An 18,142-nucleotide genomic window follows, 5' to 3' on the forward strand; every position below is an offset into this window, starting at 1 on the left:
GGCCCACCGCGCCGGTCAGGTCCCGGACGTGTCCGGCCGGTCGCCCGGCGGCGCCTCCGCCTCGCCCGCCGCCGCGTCCCCGGGCAGCGGCGGAAGCGACGGCGGCGCAGGCTCCGGGTGGGCGCCCTGCGGATATCCCGGCTGCCCATACCCGGGCTGCCCGTGGCCTGGCTGCTCGTTGCCTGGCTGCCCGTTGCTTGGCTGCCCGTACCCGGGCTGGCCGTCCCCGGGCTGGCCGTAGCCGGGCTGCGCGTACCCGGGCTGGCCATACCCAGGCTGCCCGTAGCCGGGCTGGCCGTCCCCGAGCTGCCCGTGGCCGGGCTGGCCATACCCAGGCTGGCCGTAGCCGGGCTGCGGGTATCCGGGCTGCGGGTAGCCGGGCGGGGTGTAGCCGGGCGGGGGGCCGGAGCGGCCGGACTTGCGGGCGACGAGCACGACGATGAGCGCGACGGCCGCGATCCCCAGCAGGAGGACGAGCAGCAGCACGAGGAGCAACGCCATGCCCAGACCTCCGGAACTCGGCTCCATCAGCGGCCTCCCGTTCAGGCCCGCTCAGCGGACGGCCGGCGGCGTGGAACGTTCACCGGCCTGGCCCCGCACGGTAGCGGTCCGGATCGTCATGCCAGGGGCGTTGTGGCGTATGTCACGGTCGCGGCGCACGGCCAGCACGGCGAGCGTCGCCATCATGGCGAGCGCGACCAGCCCGAGCAGCCCGGACAGAATCGTCATCGCTCCACCTCGCCGGAGGGATCGGTGCGGGAGGGAATCGCTGTCACGGAGAGTAGGACGTCCGTTGCAAGCGGGAGGTTCGCTTGTGTGCCGAGCGCACCTACCTGACGCCCTGAACACGCCCCCGCACGCCAGACTCCGCCGCGCGTTAGACGATGGTTGCGCCGGGGACCGGGCCGGATGCTCGGACGATCTGCTCGGCGACGCCGGCACCGTGCAGTGCGTCCGCGAGGTCGGCGGCGTCTTCGGCGTCCTCGGCGAGGAACGCGCAGGTAGGGCCGGAGCCGGAGACGAGCGCACCGATCGCGCCGAGGTCGCGGCCCGCGTCGATCGTGCGGCGCAGCGACGGGCGCAGCGACAGCGCGGCGGGCTGCAGGTCGTTGGACAGCGCGCCGCCGAGGCCCTTGGCGTCGCCGGTGGCGAGCGCGGTCATCAGCTCCGCGGAGACGGCCGGCCGCGCCGCCGCCTCCCCCGCCGCCAGCCGGAGCCGGTCGCACTCGCCGTAGACGGCGGGCGTGGACAGGCCGCCGTCGGCGGTGGCGAACACCCAGTGGAAGGTTCCGCGGGCGAGGGCGGGGGTGAGCCGCTCGCCGCGCCCGACGCCGACGGCGGTGCCGCCGAGGACGGCGAACGGCACGTCGCTGCCGAGGTCCGCGCCGAGTTCCATCAGGTCGTCGCGGGACAGGACGGGCTGCTCGCGGTCGTCCCAGAGCCGGGCGCAGGCGACCAGCGCGGCGGCGGCGTCGGCGCTGCCGCCCGCCATGCCGCCCGCGACCGGGATCGCCTTGCGGATCCGCAGCGCGACGCGGGGCTCGACGCCGAGCCGCGTCGCGACGAGCCGGGCCGCCTGCGCCGCGAGGTTGCCGTCGTCGGTCGGGACGCCGGCGACGTCCACCCGCGAGTGCGGCGCCGCCTGGACGCGCACCGCCAGTTCCGGGGCGGGCTCCGCCGTCACCTCGTCGAACAGGGAGACGGCGTGGAAGACGTTGACGAGGTCGTGGTAGCCGTCGTCGCGGATCGGCCCCACGCCGAGCTGAAGGTTGACCTTGGCGGGGACGCGTACGGTCACTGCGCTCACGATCGAAACCCTACGGGCAAATGCTCTTGCCGGGGGGCCTGGGGGGTCGTCCCCCCAGAATGACGCGTCACCCCCCGCTCGTGACGGGGAGGTTGCGGGGGTTGAAGTACGGGGTGGTCGCGAGCTCGCGGAGCGCGGACATCGCGTGCGTGTCGCCGGTCACCGAGTAGGCGTGCCGCTTGTCGCGGGCGTTGGCGGCCTGCTCGTCGGAGTCGAAGTACACGACGGCCTTGACCTGCGGGTCCTGCAGGGTCTCGGCGGCCCCGCGGAGCCACTCGGCGCGGCGCGTGCCGTAGGACTTCGGCACCCCGAACTCGGCGATCATGATGGGCTTCTGGTGCTTGCGGGCCCACTGCAGGAACGGCTTCACCGACTCGGACAGGTCGCGGTAGTCGTAGTCGCCGCCGGACTCGGCGTCGGCGCAGATCCAGTCGACCTGGTCGTCGCCGGGGTAGAAGGAGCCGGCGTCGGCGCCGCCGAACCCGCGCACCGTGGGGCACCACACCCACGCGACGTTGTCGACCTTCTGCTGCGTGAAGACCTCCCGCAGGTGCTTCCACGCGGCGACGAAGTCGCCCGGGGAGTGGACGCGCTTCTGCGCGGCGGACCGGTCCATGTCCCGCGACCAGCGCAGGAACACCGGCTTGCCGAGGGCCTTCACGGCGCGGGCGCGCTTGGCGATGAGGTCGTCGTACTTGCCCTGGACGATCTCCCGGGTGTCGGCGCCGCCCCAGGTCAGCAGGAGGTACCGGTTGCCGTCGGCGACGGACTTCTCCAGGTCGCCGGGGAAGTCGCTCTTCCAGCCCCGGTAGCTCTGCACGATGTCGAGCTGCCGGCCGAGCCGCTGCTCGAAGCCGGCGATGGGCGCCATGCCGGGCTTGCCGGCGTCCTTGCCGGTCGGCGTCGCGGACGGCGACCCGGACGGCGAACGGGTCGGCGAACCGGACGGGCTCGGGGACGACGACGGCCCCCGCCCGCCCTCCGGCGGCACCCAGGCCCCGAAGTAGGCGCCCTGCTTCGGCGGGACCGGCGCGACCCCGGCCCGCGCCGTCGTGGTGATCTTCGGGGCGGCGCCCGCGCCGTCCCCGCAGCCGGCCGCCACCGTGGCGACCACGCCCGCGGTCGCGAGCAGCGCCGTCCCCACGAGGGGTGCCCGCATCCCCCGGCGGGGCACCCTGGTCCGCGCCGTCCGCGAACGCGCCTTCACATCGACCTCCGGCTCGTGCTGGTGTTGTGCCGCCCCGTGCCGGGGCCGTCCCCCTGGGGAAGCGCCCGCCTAGGGGGCCGGGGACCGATCACCCCGGCGTGAAGGACCATACTCGGCAATACGGGCGAAGGCGGCCACGTCCAGAGCTTCGCCCCGGGCGCGCGGATCGACGCCGGCGGCGCGCAGCGCCTCCTCGGCCGCGGGCGCGGACCCCGCCCAGCCCGCGAGCGCGGCGCGCAGCGTCTTGCGGCGCTGCGCGAACGCGGCGTCGACCACCGCGAACACCTCCGGGCGGGACGCCGAGGTCGGCGGCGGCTCGCGGCGGGTGAACGCGACGAGCCCGGAGTCGACGTTCGGCGCGGGCCAGAACACCGCCCGGCCGACGGCCCCGGCGCGGCGCGCCTCCCCGTACCAGGCGAGCTTCACCGACGGCACCCCGTAGATCCTGGAGCCGGGCCCGGCGGTCATCCGGTCGGCGACCTCGGCCTGCACCATGACCAGCGCGGAACGCAGTGACGGCAGCTCGGCCAGCAGGTGCAGGACGACGGGGACGGCGACGTTGTAGGGGAGGTTCGCGACGAGCGCCGTCGGCTCCGGGCCCGGCAGCCGTGTGATCTTCATCGCGTCGGCGCGCACGACCTCCAGCCGCTCCGCGAGATCCGGCTCGCGGGCCGCGACCGTGGCGGGCAGCTCCGCGGCGAGCGCCGGGTCGATCTCGACCGCGACGACGCGCCGCGCCGCCGGCAGCAGCGCGAGCGTCAGCGACCCGAGCCCGGGCCCCACCTCGATGACGACGTCGCCGGCCGACAGCCCGGCCGCCCGGACGATCCGCCGGACGGTGTTGGCGTCGATGACGAAGTTCTGCCCGAGCGTCTTGGTCGGCCGGATGCCGAGCCGCGCCGCCAGGTCACGCACGTCCGCCGGCCCGAGCAATCCCCGCGTCTCCCCCATCCGATGATTGTTCCAGCTCGGCGGGAGGTCAGGAGAACAGGAACTTGCCGCAGTTCGGCCACTGGCCCTGCCAGCGGCCGTTGACCTTGTTGTAGAGCATCTGGGCGCGGTAGGTCTGCTCGCCGGCGGTGGCGTCGGACGGCTTGCCCTTGCCGCCGACCGACCCCCAGGTGGCCATGGAGAACTGGTAGAGGCCGTAGTAGCCGGCCGGGTTCACCGACTTCGGGTTGCCGCCCGACTCGCACTTGGCGAGCCCGGCCCAGTTCAGCCGCGCCGCCGACCCGCTGGCGGCGGACTTCGGGCCGACCGCGAGGATCCGCGCGACCGGCTTGCGCTTCACCTTCTGCGCGATGACCTTCGGGACCTTCTTGCCCTTGTGCCGGACGTACGCCCACTTCACGACCTTGATGCCGGACTTGCCCTCGCGCAGCACCTTCTCGCTCCACGGCGGCACCGACGAGCTCTTCTTGCGGATCGTCTTCGCGGGCGTCTTGACGACCTTCAGCTTCGGCTCCGATAGCAGCCGCAGGATCTTGATGACCGCGCCCGCCGGCTGGTCGACGGCCGGCTTGATCAGGTCGTGCGGGCCGAGCGCGATGCTCGCCTGGTCGAGGACCTGCTGGACGGTGGCGCCCGTCGTCATCGTCTCGGACTTCTTGCCGTCGACCACGATGACGACCTTGCGCGGCGCGGGGGCGCTGGTCTTCGGCGCGTCCGCGACCGGCGAGGTGCCCTTCGGGTCCGCTCCGTCGCCGCCGCACGCCGTGGCCAGCATCGCCGCGGCCAGCACGACGGAGACGGCCGGGAGCATGCCGGTACCGCGGACAGTGTTCGGAAGCACGGGGGTTTCCTCCAGGGGGGCCGGGCTCGGGGGCGCCCGCTCAATGGGCCAGAGATTAGAGCCACCCGCCCGTGCTCCGCCACCTCATCGCCCTCAGAAGCACCGTCCGGTGCGCTTCGTCACCCTGGCACCGCGCGGCGGCCGGCTCACCCGGATCGGCTCACCAGGGGCCGAAGACGCGCTCCCCGTTCGCGGCGATCGCCGTGCACAGTTCGGCCACGTCCACGTCCTTCACCTCGGCCATCGCGCGGACGGTGTGCGGGATCAGGTAGGACGCGTTCGGCTTGCCCCGGTGCGGGATCGGGGTGAGGAACGGCGCGTCGGTCTCCACGAGCAGCAGGTCCAGCGGCGCGGCCCGCAGCGCCTCGCGCAGCGGCTCCGCGTTCTTGAACGTGACGTTCCCGGCGAAGCTCATCAGGTAGCCGTGCCCGGCGCAGACCTCGGCCATCGCGGCGTCGCCGGAGAAGCAGTGGAAGACCACCTTCTCCGGCGCGCCCTCCTCCGCCAGGATCGCGAGCACGTCGTCGTGGGCCTCCCGGTCGTGGATGACCAGGGCCTTGCCGGTGCGCTTCGCGATCGCTATGTGCGCGCGGAACGAGCGGTGCTGGTCGTCCTTGGGCGCCCAGTCCCGGTAGTAGTCGAGGCCGGTCTCGCCGATCGCGCGGACCTTCGGGTGCGCGGCGAGCCGCGCGACGTCCTCCAGGACGGCGTCGGAGACCCCCGTCGTGTCGTTCGGATGGATCGCGACCGCCGCGTACACGTCGTCGAACTCGCCGGCGGCCTCCACCGCGAACCGGGACGACGGCAGGTCGCAGCCGATCGTGACGATCCGCGTGACACCCGCCGCCTTCGCCGCCTTCAGCTGCTCGTCCACCGGCGTCTCGACGACGTCGAGGTGGCAGTGGCTGTCGAAGACGTCCACGGGGAGGCGCTCGGGCAACGGCGGGTAGGACCGGGCGGCCTGCCCGTCCCCGTCTCGGGTCACGTGTTCTCCAGCCTGGCGAGTTCCTCGTCCACCACGGAGGCGTCGAGCTTCTTGAACAGCGGCACAGGCTTGGCCAGCGGCACGCCCGGCTTGATCGGCACGGACTCCCAGCGCGCCTCGGTCGCGTAGTCGCCGGTGAGGACGCGGTAGTCGGGCCCGCCGTCCTCCGACACGGTCTCCAGCCGCGGCATGCCGCTCCACACGCCCTCGCCGCCGAGCATCTCGTAGACCTTCTGCGAGGAGTTCGGCAGGAACGGCGTCAGCAGCGTCTTGGCGTCGTCCACGACCTGGAGCGCGGTGTGCAGGATCGACTTGACCCGCTCGGGGTCGTCCTTCAGCTTCCAGGGCGCCTGGTCGGACAGGTACTTGTTGGCGTCGCGGACGACGTCCAGCGCCTCGGTGATCGAGCTCTTGAACCGGGACCGGCCGAGCTCGGCGCCGACCGCCCCGAACGCGGTGCGGCTGCGCTCCATCAGCGCCCGGTCGGCGTCGGTGAGCTCACCGGCGTCGGGGATCGCGCCGAAGTTCTTCGCCGCCATGTTCACCGACCGGTTGACGAGGTTGCCCCACGCCGCGACCAGCTCGTCGTTGTTGCGGCGGACGAACTCCGACCACGTGAAGTCGGTGTCCTGGTTCTCGGGCCCGGCGACCGCCACGTAGTACCGCAGCGCGTCGACGTCGTAGCGCTCCAGGAAGTCCTTCACGTAGATGACGACGTTGCGGGACGTCGAGAACTTCTTGCCCTCCATCGTCAGGAACTCCGACGACACCACCTCGGTCGGGGCGTTCAGCGCGCCCAGCGAACCCGGCGTGCCGCCCTTGTCGCCCTGGCCGCTGTAGCCGAGCAGCATCGCCGGCCAGATCTCGGCGTGGAAGACGATGTTGTCCTTGCCCATGAAGTAGTAGGACAGGGCCTCCGGGTCCTGCCACCAGGCGCGCCACGCCTCCGGATCACCGGACCGCCGCGCCCACTCCACCGACGCGGAGAAGTAGCCGACGACCGCGTCGAACCACACGTACAGCTTCTTCGCCGGGTTGTCGCGCCAGCCGTCCAGCGGGATCGGCACGCCCCAGTCGAGGTCGCGGCTGATCGCGCGCGGCTGCATGTCGTCCAGCAGGTTCAGCGCGAACTTCAGCACGTTCGGCCGCCATTGGCCCTGCTTGCCGCGCAGGTACCGGCCGAGGACCTCGGTGAACGCGGGCAGGTCGAGCATGAAGTGCTCGGTCTCCACGAACTTCGGCGTCTCGCCGTTGATCCGCGACACCGGGTTGATCAGGTCGATCGGGTCGAGCTGGTTGCCGCAGTTGTCGCACTGGTCGCCGCGCGCCCCGTCGTACCCGCAGATCGGGCAGGTGCCCAGGATGTAGCGGTCCGGGAGCGTCCGGCCGGTGGACGGCGAGATCGCGCCCATCGTGGTCGTCCGGAAGATGTAGCCGTTGTCGTACAGGCCCTTGAAGACCTCCTGGACGACCGCGTAGTGGTTCAGCGTCGTCGTCCGGGTGAACAGGTCGTAGGTCATGCCGAGGCCGTGCAGGTCCTCGGCGATCACGGAGCTGTACCGGTCGGCCAGCTCGCGGGCGGTCACGCCCTCCTTGTCGGCCTGCACCTGGATGGGGGTGCCGTGCTCGTCGGTGCCGCTGACCATCAGGACCTTGTTGCCCGCCATCCGCTGGTAGCGGCTGAACATGTCGGCGGGCAGCGCGAATCCGGAGACGTGCCCGATGTGACGGGGCCCGTTGGCGTACGGCCAGGCGGGCGCGGTCAAGATGTGACGGCTTGACGAGGACATGCAATCAAGGGTAGTCGCGTCACGGGGGCCGCGGCACGCGAGTAACCTGGTCCGGGTTCCGGGGCAGGTTGATCAGCGGAGGCGGGGGAGCCCAGGCATGGCCCAGACCACGTCCGACGAGGCCGTCGGCCGGTCGCCGAGCGAGGCCGGGCCGGACGCGCCGGACGCGCCGCCCCGGGGCCGCGCCGCCCGGTCGGCCGCGCGACTGCTCGGCCGGGTGCGCCGGACGCGCCGGGTGGTGTGGCTGTCCCTGCTGGTCGCGGCGTCCGCGGTGCTCGCCCAGTGGGTGGTCATGACGCCGCCGCTGTACTTCGACCCGTACTACGTGTGGCTCGCCGCCCGCGACTGGCCCGACATCCCGCTCACCCAGTGGCCGTTCGACGAGGTCCCGCACCAGGTGACCCGGATCGGGCTGGTGCTGCCGGCGCGGCTCGTCCAGGACGTCCTCGGGCCCGGCCAGGCCGCCTACTTCGTCGTCGCGGCGCTCGGCGGCATCGCGTTCTTCACCGGGACGTACCTGGTCGTCCGGTCGCTGTTCGGGGACGTGGCGGGCGTCGCGTCCGCGGCGATCCTGCTGATCCACCCGTTCTTCACGATGACCAACCCGTTCGGCCACGAGATCACCTGGTCGACCGGGGTGATGCTGCCGGACATGCCGGGCGCCGGGCTGTTCACGATCGGGATGGCGGGCCTCGTCGTCGCGAGCCGCCGGACCGGGCGGGCGCAGACCAGGCTGCTGCTCGCCGCCGGGGTGCTGCTCGGCGCGTCGTTCCTCGTCCGGGAGTTCCTGGCGTTCCTGTTCCTCGCCATCCCGGCGTACCTGGCGCTGCTGCGGATCCCCTGGCGGCGCAACATCACGGTCGGCGCGCCGATGCTCGCGATCCTGCTGCTGAACTTCGTCCACAACCAGCTGGTGTGGGGCAGCCCCCTCGCTGGGCTGCTGTCGGCGGCCGAGCACGGCGGCCAGTCCCGCGACTACGTGACCCGGGAGCTCGCCGCCCGCTCGTTCCTGCGCGCCATGCACGACTGGAACCCGCTCGGCCTGGTCTTCACCGCGGCGCTCGCCCTCACCATCGTCGGCTGGGCCGTCACCCGCGACCGGCGCCTCGCGCTGGTGCTGGTGTGGTTCTTCACCCTCGCCGTCCCGCTGACGCTGTTCTCCGGCGTCCTCGACCCGAACAGCATCTCGCTGCGCGCCTGGCTCCAGCGGTACTGGTTCGCGGTGCTGCCCGCGCTGCTCGCGGGCGGGTTCGGGTCGCTGATCCTGATGTTCCGGATGCTGCCCGCCCGGTGGGTGTCGCGGTGGCGGCTGAAGACCGTCGCCGTGCCCGTCCTCGCGGTCGCGCTCGGCGGGTGGTACACGGTCGCGGCCGTCCAGGCCGTCCCGGACCTGCCGCGCGACAAGGCGTGGAACGAGCTGCGCGGCTACCTCGGCGACCACCGCGGCATCACGCTGATCACCGCCGACCGGCGGCTCGCGCAGACCCTCACCTTCTACACCCGCGACATGTGGGGCGACCCGGTGTGGCGCGGCGAGATCCGCGACTGGCCGCACTACATGCCGCGGATCCCGCGCGACGCGATGGAGGGCCCGATGCTCTACACGCGGTGGCGCGGCATGGAGTCGCAGATCGCGAGCGGCTGGCGGCCGTCCCCCGCCGAGGGCTGGACGCTGATGTGGCGCTCCTCCGACGGCGTCCTGCAGCTGTGGAACCCGCCGCCGCTCCCGCCCGAGGAGTAGGCGCCGCCCAGGGCCGGCGCGGCCTGGGGCTAGCGGGTCCAGGCGACCCAGTCGCCCTGGATGGTGCGGCGGCTGTCGGCGACGTGCCAGCCGGGCGGGGCGCCCTTCGGCCAGGACGCGGTGGCGGGGACGTCCTTCGGCCACGCCAGCACGACCATGTCGACGTTCTGCGGCGGGGCGGTCCAGCGGGCGTCGAAGACGCTGCCGTCGCTCCACCACGCCCAGTAGAACTGCGAGAGCCGGAGCGTCCACGGGACGTTCCAGTCGACGGCGATGGACCGCTGCGCGCGCAGGTCGACGCGGTCCCGCAGGTCGGTGTGCGCGGTCTCGGCGCGGACCATCGGCTGCGCGATCCGGTCGATCGCGGTGGCGCACATGGCGACCGCGACGGCGGCGAGCAGCCCCGCCAGCAGCAGCGGGCCGTGCCGGCGCAGCCGCGCGGCCGCCACCGACAGCCCCAGCAGGGCGAGGCCGGTCAGGGTGGCGTGCCAGAGGCGGAACGACGTCCAGTCCCACGTGAGCAGCGACGTCTCCGGGAAGTCGTAGGCCGTGTAGGTGTACCGGCCGAGCAGGTCGCCCGCGTACCACTGGACGACGCACGCCGCCGCGACGGTCAGCGCGGCCGCCGCCGGAGCCGCCCGCAGCAGCGTCCGCGCCGGGGCGCGCAGCAGCACCGCGACACCGGCGGCGAACAGCACGGGGGCGATGCAGGCGAGGTAGCGGCCGTACACGTAGTTGCCGACGCGGTACTCGACCGGCAGCGCCGCCGAGGTCGCGAACGCGATGCCCGCCACGATCGCGAGGACGGCGAGGCCGAGCGCCCGCGTCCGCCCCGGCGAGCCCGGCAGCGTGCTCGGGGGCCGGACCACCGCGGCCGCGACCGCGAGCAGGCCCACCGCCGCGATCCCGCCGGTCGCGACGGACTGGTACCAGACCTGCCCGGTGCCGAGCGACAGCATCCAGCCCCACCCGTCGAGGGTGGTCAGTCGCCGGACGACGTTCCCGCCGAGGTCGTTGTCGCCGTAGGGGTACATGTGCGGCAGCAGCGACCGGTTCAGCAGCATCCCCGCGGCCGTCGCCGCGGCGAGGACCAGCGCGGCGGCGGAGGCGTTCCGCCACGACCGCCACCGGAACACCGGCGCGGCCAGGATCAGCGCCGCCTGCACGACCAGCAGGATCGCGCCCCGCGAATGGCAGGTGGCGGCGTAGGCGACCAGCAGCGACGCCCCGGCACCGCACAGCAGCGGCCGGACGGGCGCACGGCGCCCGAGCCGTTTCGCGGGCGCGCTCAGCCACGCGTGGGCGAGCAGCAGCCAGCCGGTGAACAGCAGCGGCAGGATCGCGTCCGTCAGCACGAACGCGGAGTAGAACAGCACGCACGGCAGCAGCGCGGTGACGTGCGCGAACACGTACGACCAGCGCCGCCGCACCCGCAGCCGGCGCAGCAGCAGGTAGCCGAGCGGCAGCATCAGCGCGCTGATCAGCGCGTTGATGACCAGCGCGGCACGGTAGACGGCGACCGGGCCGTCGCCGAGCCAGGCCGCGGGGAGCAGCAGCAGCGGGTAGCCGCCGCGGTAGACCGTCCCGAACGACATGTCGGCGTCGGGGCCGCCGGTGAGGACGCGGGCGGCGAACAGGTAGCCGGACTCGTCCGGCGTCGCCACCGGGATCGTCTGCCCCGAGCCGAGCCACAGCCGCAGCGCGACCTGCGCCGCCCAGCCGAGCACGAACAGCCAGGCCCAGCGGCGGCGCCCCGCCCGCGCCGGGACGTCGCGCGGTTCGGCCGGGGCGACCGGCGGCCGCGCGGCGGACCGCGCCGCGGCCTCCGCGCCCGCCGGTGGACGGGCGCTCATCGGCGCGCGCCGCGCGGTGCGCGACCGGTCGGTGAACGAAGATCCATTGCTGGACAAGCCTGTCACAGTGGTGTGGGGGCGTCCGTCCCCGGTCTGGAAACGCTCGGCAACGTCTCAGTACGGGCGCGGGGCGTCAGCGTCCGGACGCGTCGTCGCCGTCCTCGGCCGGGGCCGCGGCGTCGCCCTTGCCGGCGGACACCTTCTCCTCGGGCTTCTCGGCCTTGCCGTTCTTCTCGGCCTGCTCCGCCTTCTCGGCCTGTTCCGCGGCGCGCCTGGCCTTGTGGGCGGCGGCGTCCACGACGCCCGCGGCCTCCTCGGCCGGGTCGGTGAGCGGCGGGTGCTGGCGGCGGCGGATGCCGAGGATGCTGACGAACAGCGAGGCGAAGATCGCCTGGAAGCTCATTACGAGCGCGGTGGCGGCGGGGACGACCATGCGCAGCGAGTGCCGCGGGTCGAGTTCGCCGAAGTTGTTGACCCGCCAGTGCAGCAGCGAGGCGACCAGGCCGCCGAGGCCGGCGAGGGCGAGCAGGCCGCCGATGAGCAGGCCGCGCTCCAGGCTCCACCAGTCGATGATCTTCTGTACCCGGCGGTCGTGCGGCAGGAATCCCTCCTGCATCGCGTAGACCTTCGTGAGCAGCGCGAACAGCACCGCCTGGAAGCCGATCACCAGCGCGGCGGACGCGCCGACGAGGGTGTCGACGTCGAAGGCGATCTCCCCGACGGTGACCGGACCGGTCGACAGCGCGATCCCGGCGACCAGGCCGAGAGTCATGAAGACCAATCCGGGGATGAGGAACAGCCAACGAGGGCTGTAGAGCATGAGGAAGCGAAGATGACGCCATCCGTCACGCCAGGTGTTGAGGTGCGGGGCCCGGGTCCGGCCGTCCGGGGACAGGGTGGTCGGCACCTCCCGGATGTCGTAGCCCTGCAGCGTGGCCTTCACGACCATCTCGCTGGCGAACTCCATGCCGCCGGTCTGCAGGCCGAGCCGCATGATCGCGTCCTTGTCGAAGGCGCGCAGCCCGCAGTGGAAGTCGCCGATCTTGCTGCCGAAGAACAGCCGGCCGACGAAGCTGAGCACCGGGTTGCCGAGGTAGCGGTGCAGCGGCGGCATGGCGCCGTCGGCGATGCCGCCCTTGAACCGGTTGCCCATCACGAGGTCGGCGCCGCCGCGCAGCTCGTCCAGGAACGGGCCGAGGGTGGTGAAGTCGTAGGAGTCGTCGGCGTCGCCCATCGCGACGTACCTGCCGCGCGCGGCCCGGATCCCGCCCATGAGGGCGTTGCCGTAGCCCTTGTCGATCACCGGCACGACACGTGCCCCGGCGTCCCTGGCCAGTTGCTGGCTGCCGTCGGTGCTGCCGTTGTCGGCGATGACCACCTCGCCGTCGATGCCCTTGTCCTCGAAGAAGCCGATGGTCTTTCGGACGCAGGTCTCGACCGTTTCGGCCTCGTTCAGACATGGCATCACTACGGAGAGTTCCACGCGAGCTCCTTCGTTACCCCTGGTGACCGTCTGCGGTGTTTTCCACTAATCTCAGTTGTTCCGCGGGGCGGCCCGTCGTCGTTCATGATGCCTGCCGAGGACGGGTCATGATGGCCGCTCTCGTCAAGAGCACCCGTATCGTGTTGCCCACTTGCAACCGAAAAACCCTCTCCGGAACGGTCGCGGGCGGCAGGCTAGGACGTCAAGCATACGGGCACGGCGACCCGGAAAGGGTGGGACGGCTGTGACGCGCGCCGGAGACCGCAGTGTCGCCCGACAGACCAGCAGTGCCACCGGACCGGGGGCCGGACACCGAAGGGGAGGTGCGGCAGTGGCGGGGGAAACGCCGCAGGGCACCGCGCTGGACACAGGACCCGGCTCCGCGCCGGACGGCTCCGGACCGGCCGGCGGCGACGCGTCGGTGGAGGTCGGCGGGCCTGCGGGCGCCGCCGGACCGGGCGCCGCGGGCGCGCCGGGCGGGGCCCGCGCGAAGGGCGACACGCCCGGCCGGGCGAGCACTCCGGCAAATTCCGGCAAAGGTGATGCGGACGGCCCGGAATCCACCACTGCGACCGACCTGAAGAAGGGCCGCGGGCCCGCCGGGAAGGCCGGCGAAAAGGGCGGCGACACACCGGAGAATGCGGGAACCGCCGAAGATGCGGCGGTTTCGGGTGGTAAGCGGCGTGCGCGGGGGCTGTGGACGCTGGCGCGCCGGCATCCGGTGTTCAGTGTGATCATTGCCACAGCGGCACTGCTCCGGCTCATCGCGATGCTCGGCTACCAGCCGGTGATGTTCTTCAACGACAGCTTCGACTACCTGCACGTCGCCACCGACCCCTATCCGCACCCGCTGCGTCCCGACGGCTACGCGTTCCTCCTCTACGTCCTGAAGCCGTTCCACAGCTTCGCGCTCGTCGCCGCGCTCCAGCACCTGATGGGGCTGGCCATGGGCGTGATGGTCTATGCGCTGCTGCGGCGCAGGTTCGGGCTGCCCGGCTGGGGCGCGGCGCTCGCCGCCGCGCCGGGCCTGCTGGACGCCTACCAGATCCAGCTGGAGCACCTCGTCCTGTCGGACACGATGTTCACCTTCCTGGTGATGAGCGCGGTCACGCTGCTGCTGTGGCGGGACCGCCCGTCCTGGAAGATCGCCGCGGCGGTCGGGCTGATCGTCGGAATGGCGTGGCTGACCCGCTCGGTCGGCATGCCGGTGCTGCTCGGCGTGCTGGTGTACCTGCTCATCCGGCGCGCCGGCTGGCGGCCGATCGCGATCACGCTGGCGGCGTGCATGCTGCCCGTGGTGGCCTACATGGGCTGGTACAAGGTCGACGGCGGCAAGTTCGCGATCACCGAGAGCAACGGGATCTTCCTGTACGCGCGGGTCTACAAGTTCGCCGACTGCCACCAGATGAAGGACCTGCCCGTCCGCGAGTACCCGCTGTGCACCGAGCCGGCGAACCGGCTGCCCAACTCCCAGGACGGCATCTGGAACCGGCAGTCGCCGCTCAACCGCTACACCGGCACCCGGTTCAGCCCGGAGAACAACGCGCTCGCCAACGACTTCGCCAAGCGCGCGATCATCGCCCAGCCCGGCGACTACCTCGCGGTCGTCGCGCACGACTTCTTCCGGGTCTTCCGGTGGGAGCGGACGGTCTTCCCCGACCCGGCCACGTACTCGCAGTACGAGTTCGAGAGCAGGAGCCGCAAGCTTCCCGACTGGCACATGCCGGGCGGCGGGGTCGCCTCCCAGGAGGCCAAGGCGTACGAGCGGGGCAACGCCGAGACGCAGGTGGTGGAGCCGTTCGCCGGGGTCGTCCGCGGCTACCAGGACGTCTTCTACCTGCGCGGGACGATGCTCGGCGGCATCCTGCTGCTCGGCCTGGCCGGGCTGGTCCCGCTGTGGCGGCGGTTCGGCGGCGAGGCGCTGCTGCCGTGGACGCTCGCGACCGGGTTGCTGCTCGCGCCCGCCGCGACCGCCGAGTTCGACTACCGGTACGTGCTGCCGGCCGTCCCGCTCGCGGCGCTCGCCGCCGGGACGGCGTTCACGCCCGAGGTCCGCGCGACCGTGGCCGGGTGGCGCCGGCGGCTGCGCCGCGGCCCCGGGGCGAAGGGCGCCCCGGCACCGGACGCACCGGAGATCGAGAGCAAGGTGCCCGAGGTCGCGGCGAAGTGACCCGGCCGGGCCGGGCCGCTCGCCGGCCCGGCCCGCCCAGGCCCGCCCGCTACCAGGCGTGCATGCGCCGCAGGTGGAAGACCATCGCCACGTCGCTGCCGCTGCGCGCCTTCGGGATGTCGGCCTCCTTGCCGCGCATCGCCGACAGCGCCTTGACGTTCTGGCTCTGGCAGTTCGGGCAGACCCGGTCCATCCACGGCGTCATGCAGGGCTGGCCCCGGTGCTCGTAGACGACGGCCTCGTTGCCGTGCCCGTCTCCGGCGTGCTGGACCTCGAACTCCTCGTTCCAGGTCGTCGCGCAGCTCAGGCACTCGAAGACCCATACTTCGTGGCTCGACCATGCATCCTGCACGGCACTCACCTCCTCGGCGACCGTCTCGCGCGCCCCGCTTCCGCGCGTCCCAGTTCCATGGTGGCCCCGCCGAGCACATACTGCCCCCGCTACGTGTCACCGATCTGGGTTATTCCCCGAATGAACCGGTTGGACCGCTGCGATGCCGGTGACTATTTCCTGGCCTTGACAACGGCGTCGTAAACCGCGCGTTTCGGGGCGCCGTTCTCCTTCGCGACGTCGGCGATCGCCTGCTTGCGCGGCGTCCCGGCCGCCTCCCGGGCGGCGACGGCCGCGGCCAGCTCGGCCGGCTCGGTCAGCCCGGCCCGCTCCGGCGCGCCCCCGACGACCAGGGTGATCTCGCCGAGCACCCCGCCGTCCGCCCACCCGGCCAGCTCGCCGAGCGTCCCGCGCCGGACCTCCTCATAGGTCTTGGTCAGCTCCCGGCACACCGCGGCCGGACGGTCCGCGCCGAACGCCTCGGCCATCGCCGCGAGGGTGGCGGCCAGCCGCCGCGGCGACTCGAAGAACACCAGGGTGCGGGGCTCGTCCGCGAGCGCCCCGAACCGGCGGGCCCGCTCCCCCGGCTTGCGCGGCGCGAAGCCCTCGAAGCAGAACCGGTCGGTGGGCAGCCCCGACACCACCAGCGCGGCCGTGACGGCGGACGGTCCGGGCAGCACCGTGACCGGCGCCCCCTCGGCGACGGCCGCGCGCACCAGCCGGTACCCGGGGTCCGACACCCCCGGCATGCCCGCGTCGGTGATCACCAGCACGTCCCGCCCGGCGAGCAGCTCGGCCACCAGCCCGGCCGTCCGCGCCCGCTCGGTCACGTCGTTGTAGACCACGACCCGCGCGGTCAGCTCCACCCCGAGGTCGCCCGCCAGCCGACGCAGCCGCCGGGTGTCCTCGGCCGCGATCACGGGCGCGTCCACCAGCGCCTCCCGCAACCGCACCGAAGCGTCCTCGGCCCGCCCAAGCGGCGCCGCCGCTAGCACCAGAGTCCCCATCACGCGTCCAGTCTCCCAGGGGGCGACCCCCTGGAACCCCCGTCACGACGCAGGCGATCCTCACGCCGCCGTTCCGGTCTCCTGTGGCCGGGGTCGGGGGTGCCGCGCACCCTTACGATGACTGGATGGCGACGACGGATCTGGTTCCCGCCTCGGTGGACGCGGTGCGGCGGCGGGGGGGCTCGCTGCGGGAGTGGCTGGCGCCGGCGATCCCGGGGAGCGCGCTGCTGTCCTGGCTCGGCCCGCTGCTGGTCACCGTGCTCGCCGGGTACCTGCGGTTCGACCGGCTGGGGTCGCCGAAGGCGGTGGTCTTCGACGAGACCTACTACGCCAAGGACGCGCTGGCCCTGCTGAAGTTCGGCTGGGAGCACAACACCGTCGAGAACGCCGACAAGCTGCTGATCGCCGATCCGGACGCGCACATCTGGGCGAACGGGCCCGCGTTCGTCGCGCATCCGCCGTTCGGCAAGTGGATGATCGCGATCGGCGAGTGGATGTTCGGCGCGACGCCGTTCGGATGGCGGTTCGTGCCCGCGCTGGTCGGGACGCTGTCGGTGCTGATCCTGTGCCGGGTCGCCCGCCGGATGACCGGGTCGACGCTGCTCGGCTGCGCCGCCGGGCTGCTGCTCGCGCTGGACGGGCTCGCGTTCGTGACCAGCCGGGCCGCGCTGCTGGACGTCTTCGTGATGTTCTGGATCCTCGCCGGGTTCGCGTGCCTGGTGAACGACCGGGACCGGTCCCGGCGCGTCCTCGCCGCGAAGATCGGGCGCGGGGACACCTCGGTCTACGGGCCGTTCCTCGCGCACGGCTGGCGGTGGGCGGCGGGGATCTGCCTCGGCCTCGCCTGCGCCACCAAGTGGACGGGGATCTTCTACGTCGCCGCGTTCGGGCTGATGGTCGTCCTGTGGGACTACGGCGCCCGCCGCGCGGCCGGGGTGCGGGCCCCGTTCACCGGGACGCTGCTGCTGGAGGCCGTGCCGGCGTTCGTGCAGCTCGTCGTGGTGGGGGTGGTGACCTACCTGGCGACCTGGTGGGGGTGGATCTTCAAGCCGGGCGGCTGGGGGCGCGGCACGGTGTCCGGCAACCCGCTGTGGCGGCCGGTCGAGGCGATGCCGAACCTGTGGGAGTACCACGCGCAGATGCTCGGCTTCCACACCGGGCTGCACGCGAAGCACCCGTACCAGTCGTGGCCGTGGGACTGGCCGATCCTGCGCCGTCCGGTCGCGTTCTTCTACACCGAGCCGAAGGGCGGCTGCGGCGCGTCGCGCTGCTCGCGAGAGATCCTCGGAATCGGCACGCCCGCGCTGTGGTGGGGCGCGCTGGTCGCGCTGGTCGTCGTCGCGTTCCTGTGGCTGATCCTGCGGGACTGGCGGGCGGGCGCGATCCTGCTCGGCTTCGGCGCGGGCTGGCTGACCTGGTTCCCGTCGGCGTTCGCGGACCGGACGATGTTCCTGTTCTACGCGACACCGCTGATCCCGTTCATGGTGCTGGCGGTCGTGCTGGTGCTCGGGTACCTGATAGGCCCGGCGCCCGCCGGGATGGCGGGCGCGCACGCGGCCCGGCCGCAGGACGGCGGCGTCCCCGACGCGCCCCCCGACCCCTACGGCGCCGTGCCCGACACGCCCCCCGGCCCCTACGAGGCCGAACCCCACGGCGCCGGACCCTACGGGGCCGGGCCCTACGGGGAGGACGCCGGGGCGCACCCACCGCTACCGGTCCAGGGAGCGGGCATGCGGCGGCTGATCGGCGCCGCCGCCGCGGGCGCGTTCCTGCTGGTGGTACTGGCGAACTTCGCGTACTTCTACCCGATCCTGTCGGCCCAGACGCTCCCCTACAACGACTGGCACGAGCGAATCTGGTTCCAGTCCTGGGTATAAGCCCAGCCCGACTTCGCTGACCACCCGACTCCGTCGACCTGCCCACTTCGTTGATCTGCGGCGTGTTGTTGTTATGAGCGGCTCATAACAACAACACGC

The 18,142-nt window shown here is 72.8% G+C and carries 15 protein-coding genes; 3 read left to right on the forward strand and 12 right to left on the reverse strand.

Translation table 11 applies throughout. The features are described 5' to 3' along the window. Nucleotides 1–15: 15 nt before the first annotated feature. The 8 genes from ABZ806_RS23105 to metG all read right to left on the reverse strand — a co-directional run bounded on the left by ABZ806_RS23105 (nt 16) and on the right by metG (nt 7,581). Complete coding sequence (locus tag ABZ806_RS23105) at nt 16–501, reverse strand: hypothetical protein (RefSeq protein ID WP_500219427.1); 486 nt, start codon at nt 499–501, stop codon at nt 16–18. Between the two features lie 51 nt (nt 502–552). Continuing rightward, a complete protein-coding gene (locus ABZ806_RS23110) occupies nt 553–729 on the reverse strand; it encodes a hypothetical protein (RefSeq protein WP_500219428.1) in 177 nt (58 codons plus the stop codon). Between the two features lie 148 nt (nt 730–877). Then, the gene (locus tag ABZ806_RS23115) at nt 878–1,798 is read right to left on the reverse strand and encodes a 4-(cytidine 5'-diphospho)-2-C-methyl-D-erythritol kinase (protein ID WP_500219442.1); all 921 of its coding nucleotides are present in this window, start codon (nt 1,796–1,798) and stop codon (nt 878–880) included. Between the two features lie 76 nt (nt 1,799–1,874). Then, the gene (locus ABZ806_RS23120; protein ID WP_500219429.1) at nt 1,875–2,966 is read right to left on the reverse strand and encodes a glycoside hydrolase family 26 protein; all 1,092 of its coding nucleotides are present in this window, start codon (nt 2,964–2,966) and stop codon (nt 1,875–1,877) included. 117 nt (nt 2,967–3,083) lie between these two features. After that, nucleotides 3,084–3,965 carry a 16S rRNA (adenine(1518)-N(6)/adenine(1519)-N(6))-dimethyltransferase RsmA gene (rsmA, locus tag ABZ806_RS23125; RefSeq protein ID WP_500219430.1) on the reverse strand — a complete coding sequence of 294 codons (882 nt, stop codon included), beginning with the start codon at nt 3,963–3,965 and terminating at the stop codon, nt 3,084–3,086. Nucleotides 3,966–3,993: 28 nt separating this feature from the next. After that, complete coding sequence (locus ABZ806_RS23130; RefSeq protein WP_500219431.1) at nt 3,994–4,806, reverse strand: resuscitation-promoting factor; 813 nt, start codon at nt 4,804–4,806, stop codon at nt 3,994–3,996. Between the two features lie 160 nt (nt 4,807–4,966). Next, complete coding sequence (locus ABZ806_RS23135) at nt 4,967–5,791, reverse strand: TatD family hydrolase (RefSeq protein WP_500219432.1); 825 nt, start codon at nt 5,789–5,791, stop codon at nt 4,967–4,969. Beyond that, complete coding sequence (metG, locus tag ABZ806_RS23140) at nt 5,788–7,581, reverse strand: methionine--tRNA ligase (RefSeq protein WP_500219433.1); 1,794 nt, start codon at nt 7,579–7,581, stop codon at nt 5,788–5,790. Before metG ends, ABZ806_RS23135 begins: the two co-directional genes overlap by 4 nt. Nucleotides 7,582–7,678: 97 nt before the next feature. On the opposite strand from metG, the gene ABZ806_RS23145 reads away from it, so the two are divergent. Continuing rightward, entirely contained in the window at nt 7,679–9,322 is a 1,644-nt protein-coding gene (locus tag ABZ806_RS23145) for a glycosyltransferase family 39 protein (RefSeq protein ID WP_500219434.1), read from the forward strand. 29 nt (nt 9,323–9,351) lie between these two features. Here ABZ806_RS23145 and ABZ806_RS23150 read toward each other — a convergent pair whose 3' ends face one another. Together ABZ806_RS23150 and ABZ806_RS23155 are read right to left on the reverse strand one after the other, a co-directional pair. Further along, nucleotides 9,352–11,232, reverse strand: a complete 1,881-nt coding sequence (locus tag ABZ806_RS23150; protein ID WP_500219435.1) for a hypothetical protein — start codon at nt 11,230–11,232, stop codon at nt 9,352–9,354. A 76-nt stretch (nt 11,233–11,308) separates the two neighbouring features. Next, the gene (locus ABZ806_RS23155) at nt 11,309–12,658 is read right to left on the reverse strand and encodes a glycosyltransferase family 2 protein (protein ID WP_500219436.1); all 1,350 of its coding nucleotides are present in this window, start codon (nt 12,656–12,658) and stop codon (nt 11,309–11,311) included. Between the two features lie 331 nt (nt 12,659–12,989). Here ABZ806_RS23155 and ABZ806_RS23160 point away from each other — a divergent pair, with 331 nt between their 5' ends. Continuing rightward, nucleotides 12,990–14,828, forward strand: coding sequence for a hypothetical protein (locus ABZ806_RS23160; RefSeq protein WP_500219437.1), 1,839 nt, complete (start codon nt 12,990–12,992; stop codon nt 14,826–14,828). A gap of 49 nt (nt 14,829–14,877) precedes the next feature. Here ABZ806_RS23160 and ABZ806_RS23165 read toward each other — a convergent pair whose 3' ends face one another. Together ABZ806_RS23165 and rsmI are read right to left on the reverse strand one after the other, a co-directional pair. After that, the gene (locus tag ABZ806_RS23165) at nt 14,878–15,180 is read right to left on the reverse strand and encodes a hypothetical protein (protein ID WP_500219438.1); all 303 of its coding nucleotides are present in this window, start codon (nt 15,178–15,180) and stop codon (nt 14,878–14,880) included. A 152-nt stretch (nt 15,181–15,332) separates the two neighbouring features. After that, entirely contained in the window at nt 15,333–16,166 is an 834-nt protein-coding gene (rsmI, locus tag ABZ806_RS23170; protein ID WP_500219443.1) for a 16S rRNA (cytidine(1402)-2'-O)-methyltransferase, read from the reverse strand. 125 nt (nt 16,167–16,291) lie between these two features. Here rsmI and ABZ806_RS23175 point away from each other — a divergent pair, with 125 nt between their 5' ends. Continuing rightward, the gene (locus ABZ806_RS23175; protein WP_500219439.1) at nt 16,292–18,043 is read left to right on the forward strand and encodes a phospholipid carrier-dependent glycosyltransferase; all 1,752 of its coding nucleotides are present in this window, start codon (nt 16,292–16,294) and stop codon (nt 18,041–18,043) included. Nucleotides 18,044–18,142 lie beyond the last annotated feature (99 nt).

The sequence above is a fragment of the Spirillospora sp. NPDC047418 genome (genome assembly GCF_040643275.1).
Classification (GTDB): domain Bacteria; phylum Actinomycetota; class Actinomycetes; order Streptosporangiales; family Streptosporangiaceae; genus Spirillospora.

What these genes read in the sequence shown, in the direction of transcription:
- ABZ806_RS23105 (WP_500219427.1), bottom strand. Translation starts at nt 501, where the DNA reads ATGGCGTTGCTCCTCGTGCTGCTGCTCGTCCTCCTGCTGGGGATCGCG.
- ABZ806_RS23110 (WP_500219428.1), bottom strand. Translation starts at nt 729, where the DNA reads ATGACGATTCTGTCCGGGCTGCTCGGGCTGGTCGCGCTCGCCATGATG.
- ABZ806_RS23120 (WP_500219429.1), bottom strand. Translation starts at nt 2,966, where the DNA reads ATGCGGGCACCCCTCGTGGGGACGGCGCTGCTCGCGACCGCGGGCGTG.
- rsmA (WP_500219430.1), bottom strand. Translation starts at nt 3,965, where the DNA reads ATGGGGGAGACGCGGGGATTGCTCGGGCCGGCGGACGTGCGTGACCTG.
- metG (WP_500219433.1), bottom strand. Translation starts at nt 7,581, where the DNA reads ATGTCCTCGTCAAGCCGTCACATCTTGACCGCGCCCGCCTGGCCGTAC.
- ABZ806_RS23145 (WP_500219434.1), top strand. Translation starts at nt 7,679, where the DNA reads ATGGCCCAGACCACGTCCGACGAGGCCGTCGGCCGGTCGCCGAGCGAG.
- rsmI (WP_500219443.1), bottom strand. Translation starts at nt 16,166, where the DNA reads ATGGGGACTCTGGTGCTAGCGGCGGCGCCGCTTGGGCGGGCCGAGGAC.
- ABZ806_RS23175 (WP_500219439.1), top strand. Translation starts at nt 16,292, where the DNA reads ATGGCGACGACGGATCTGGTTCCCGCCTCGGTGGACGCGGTGCGGCGG.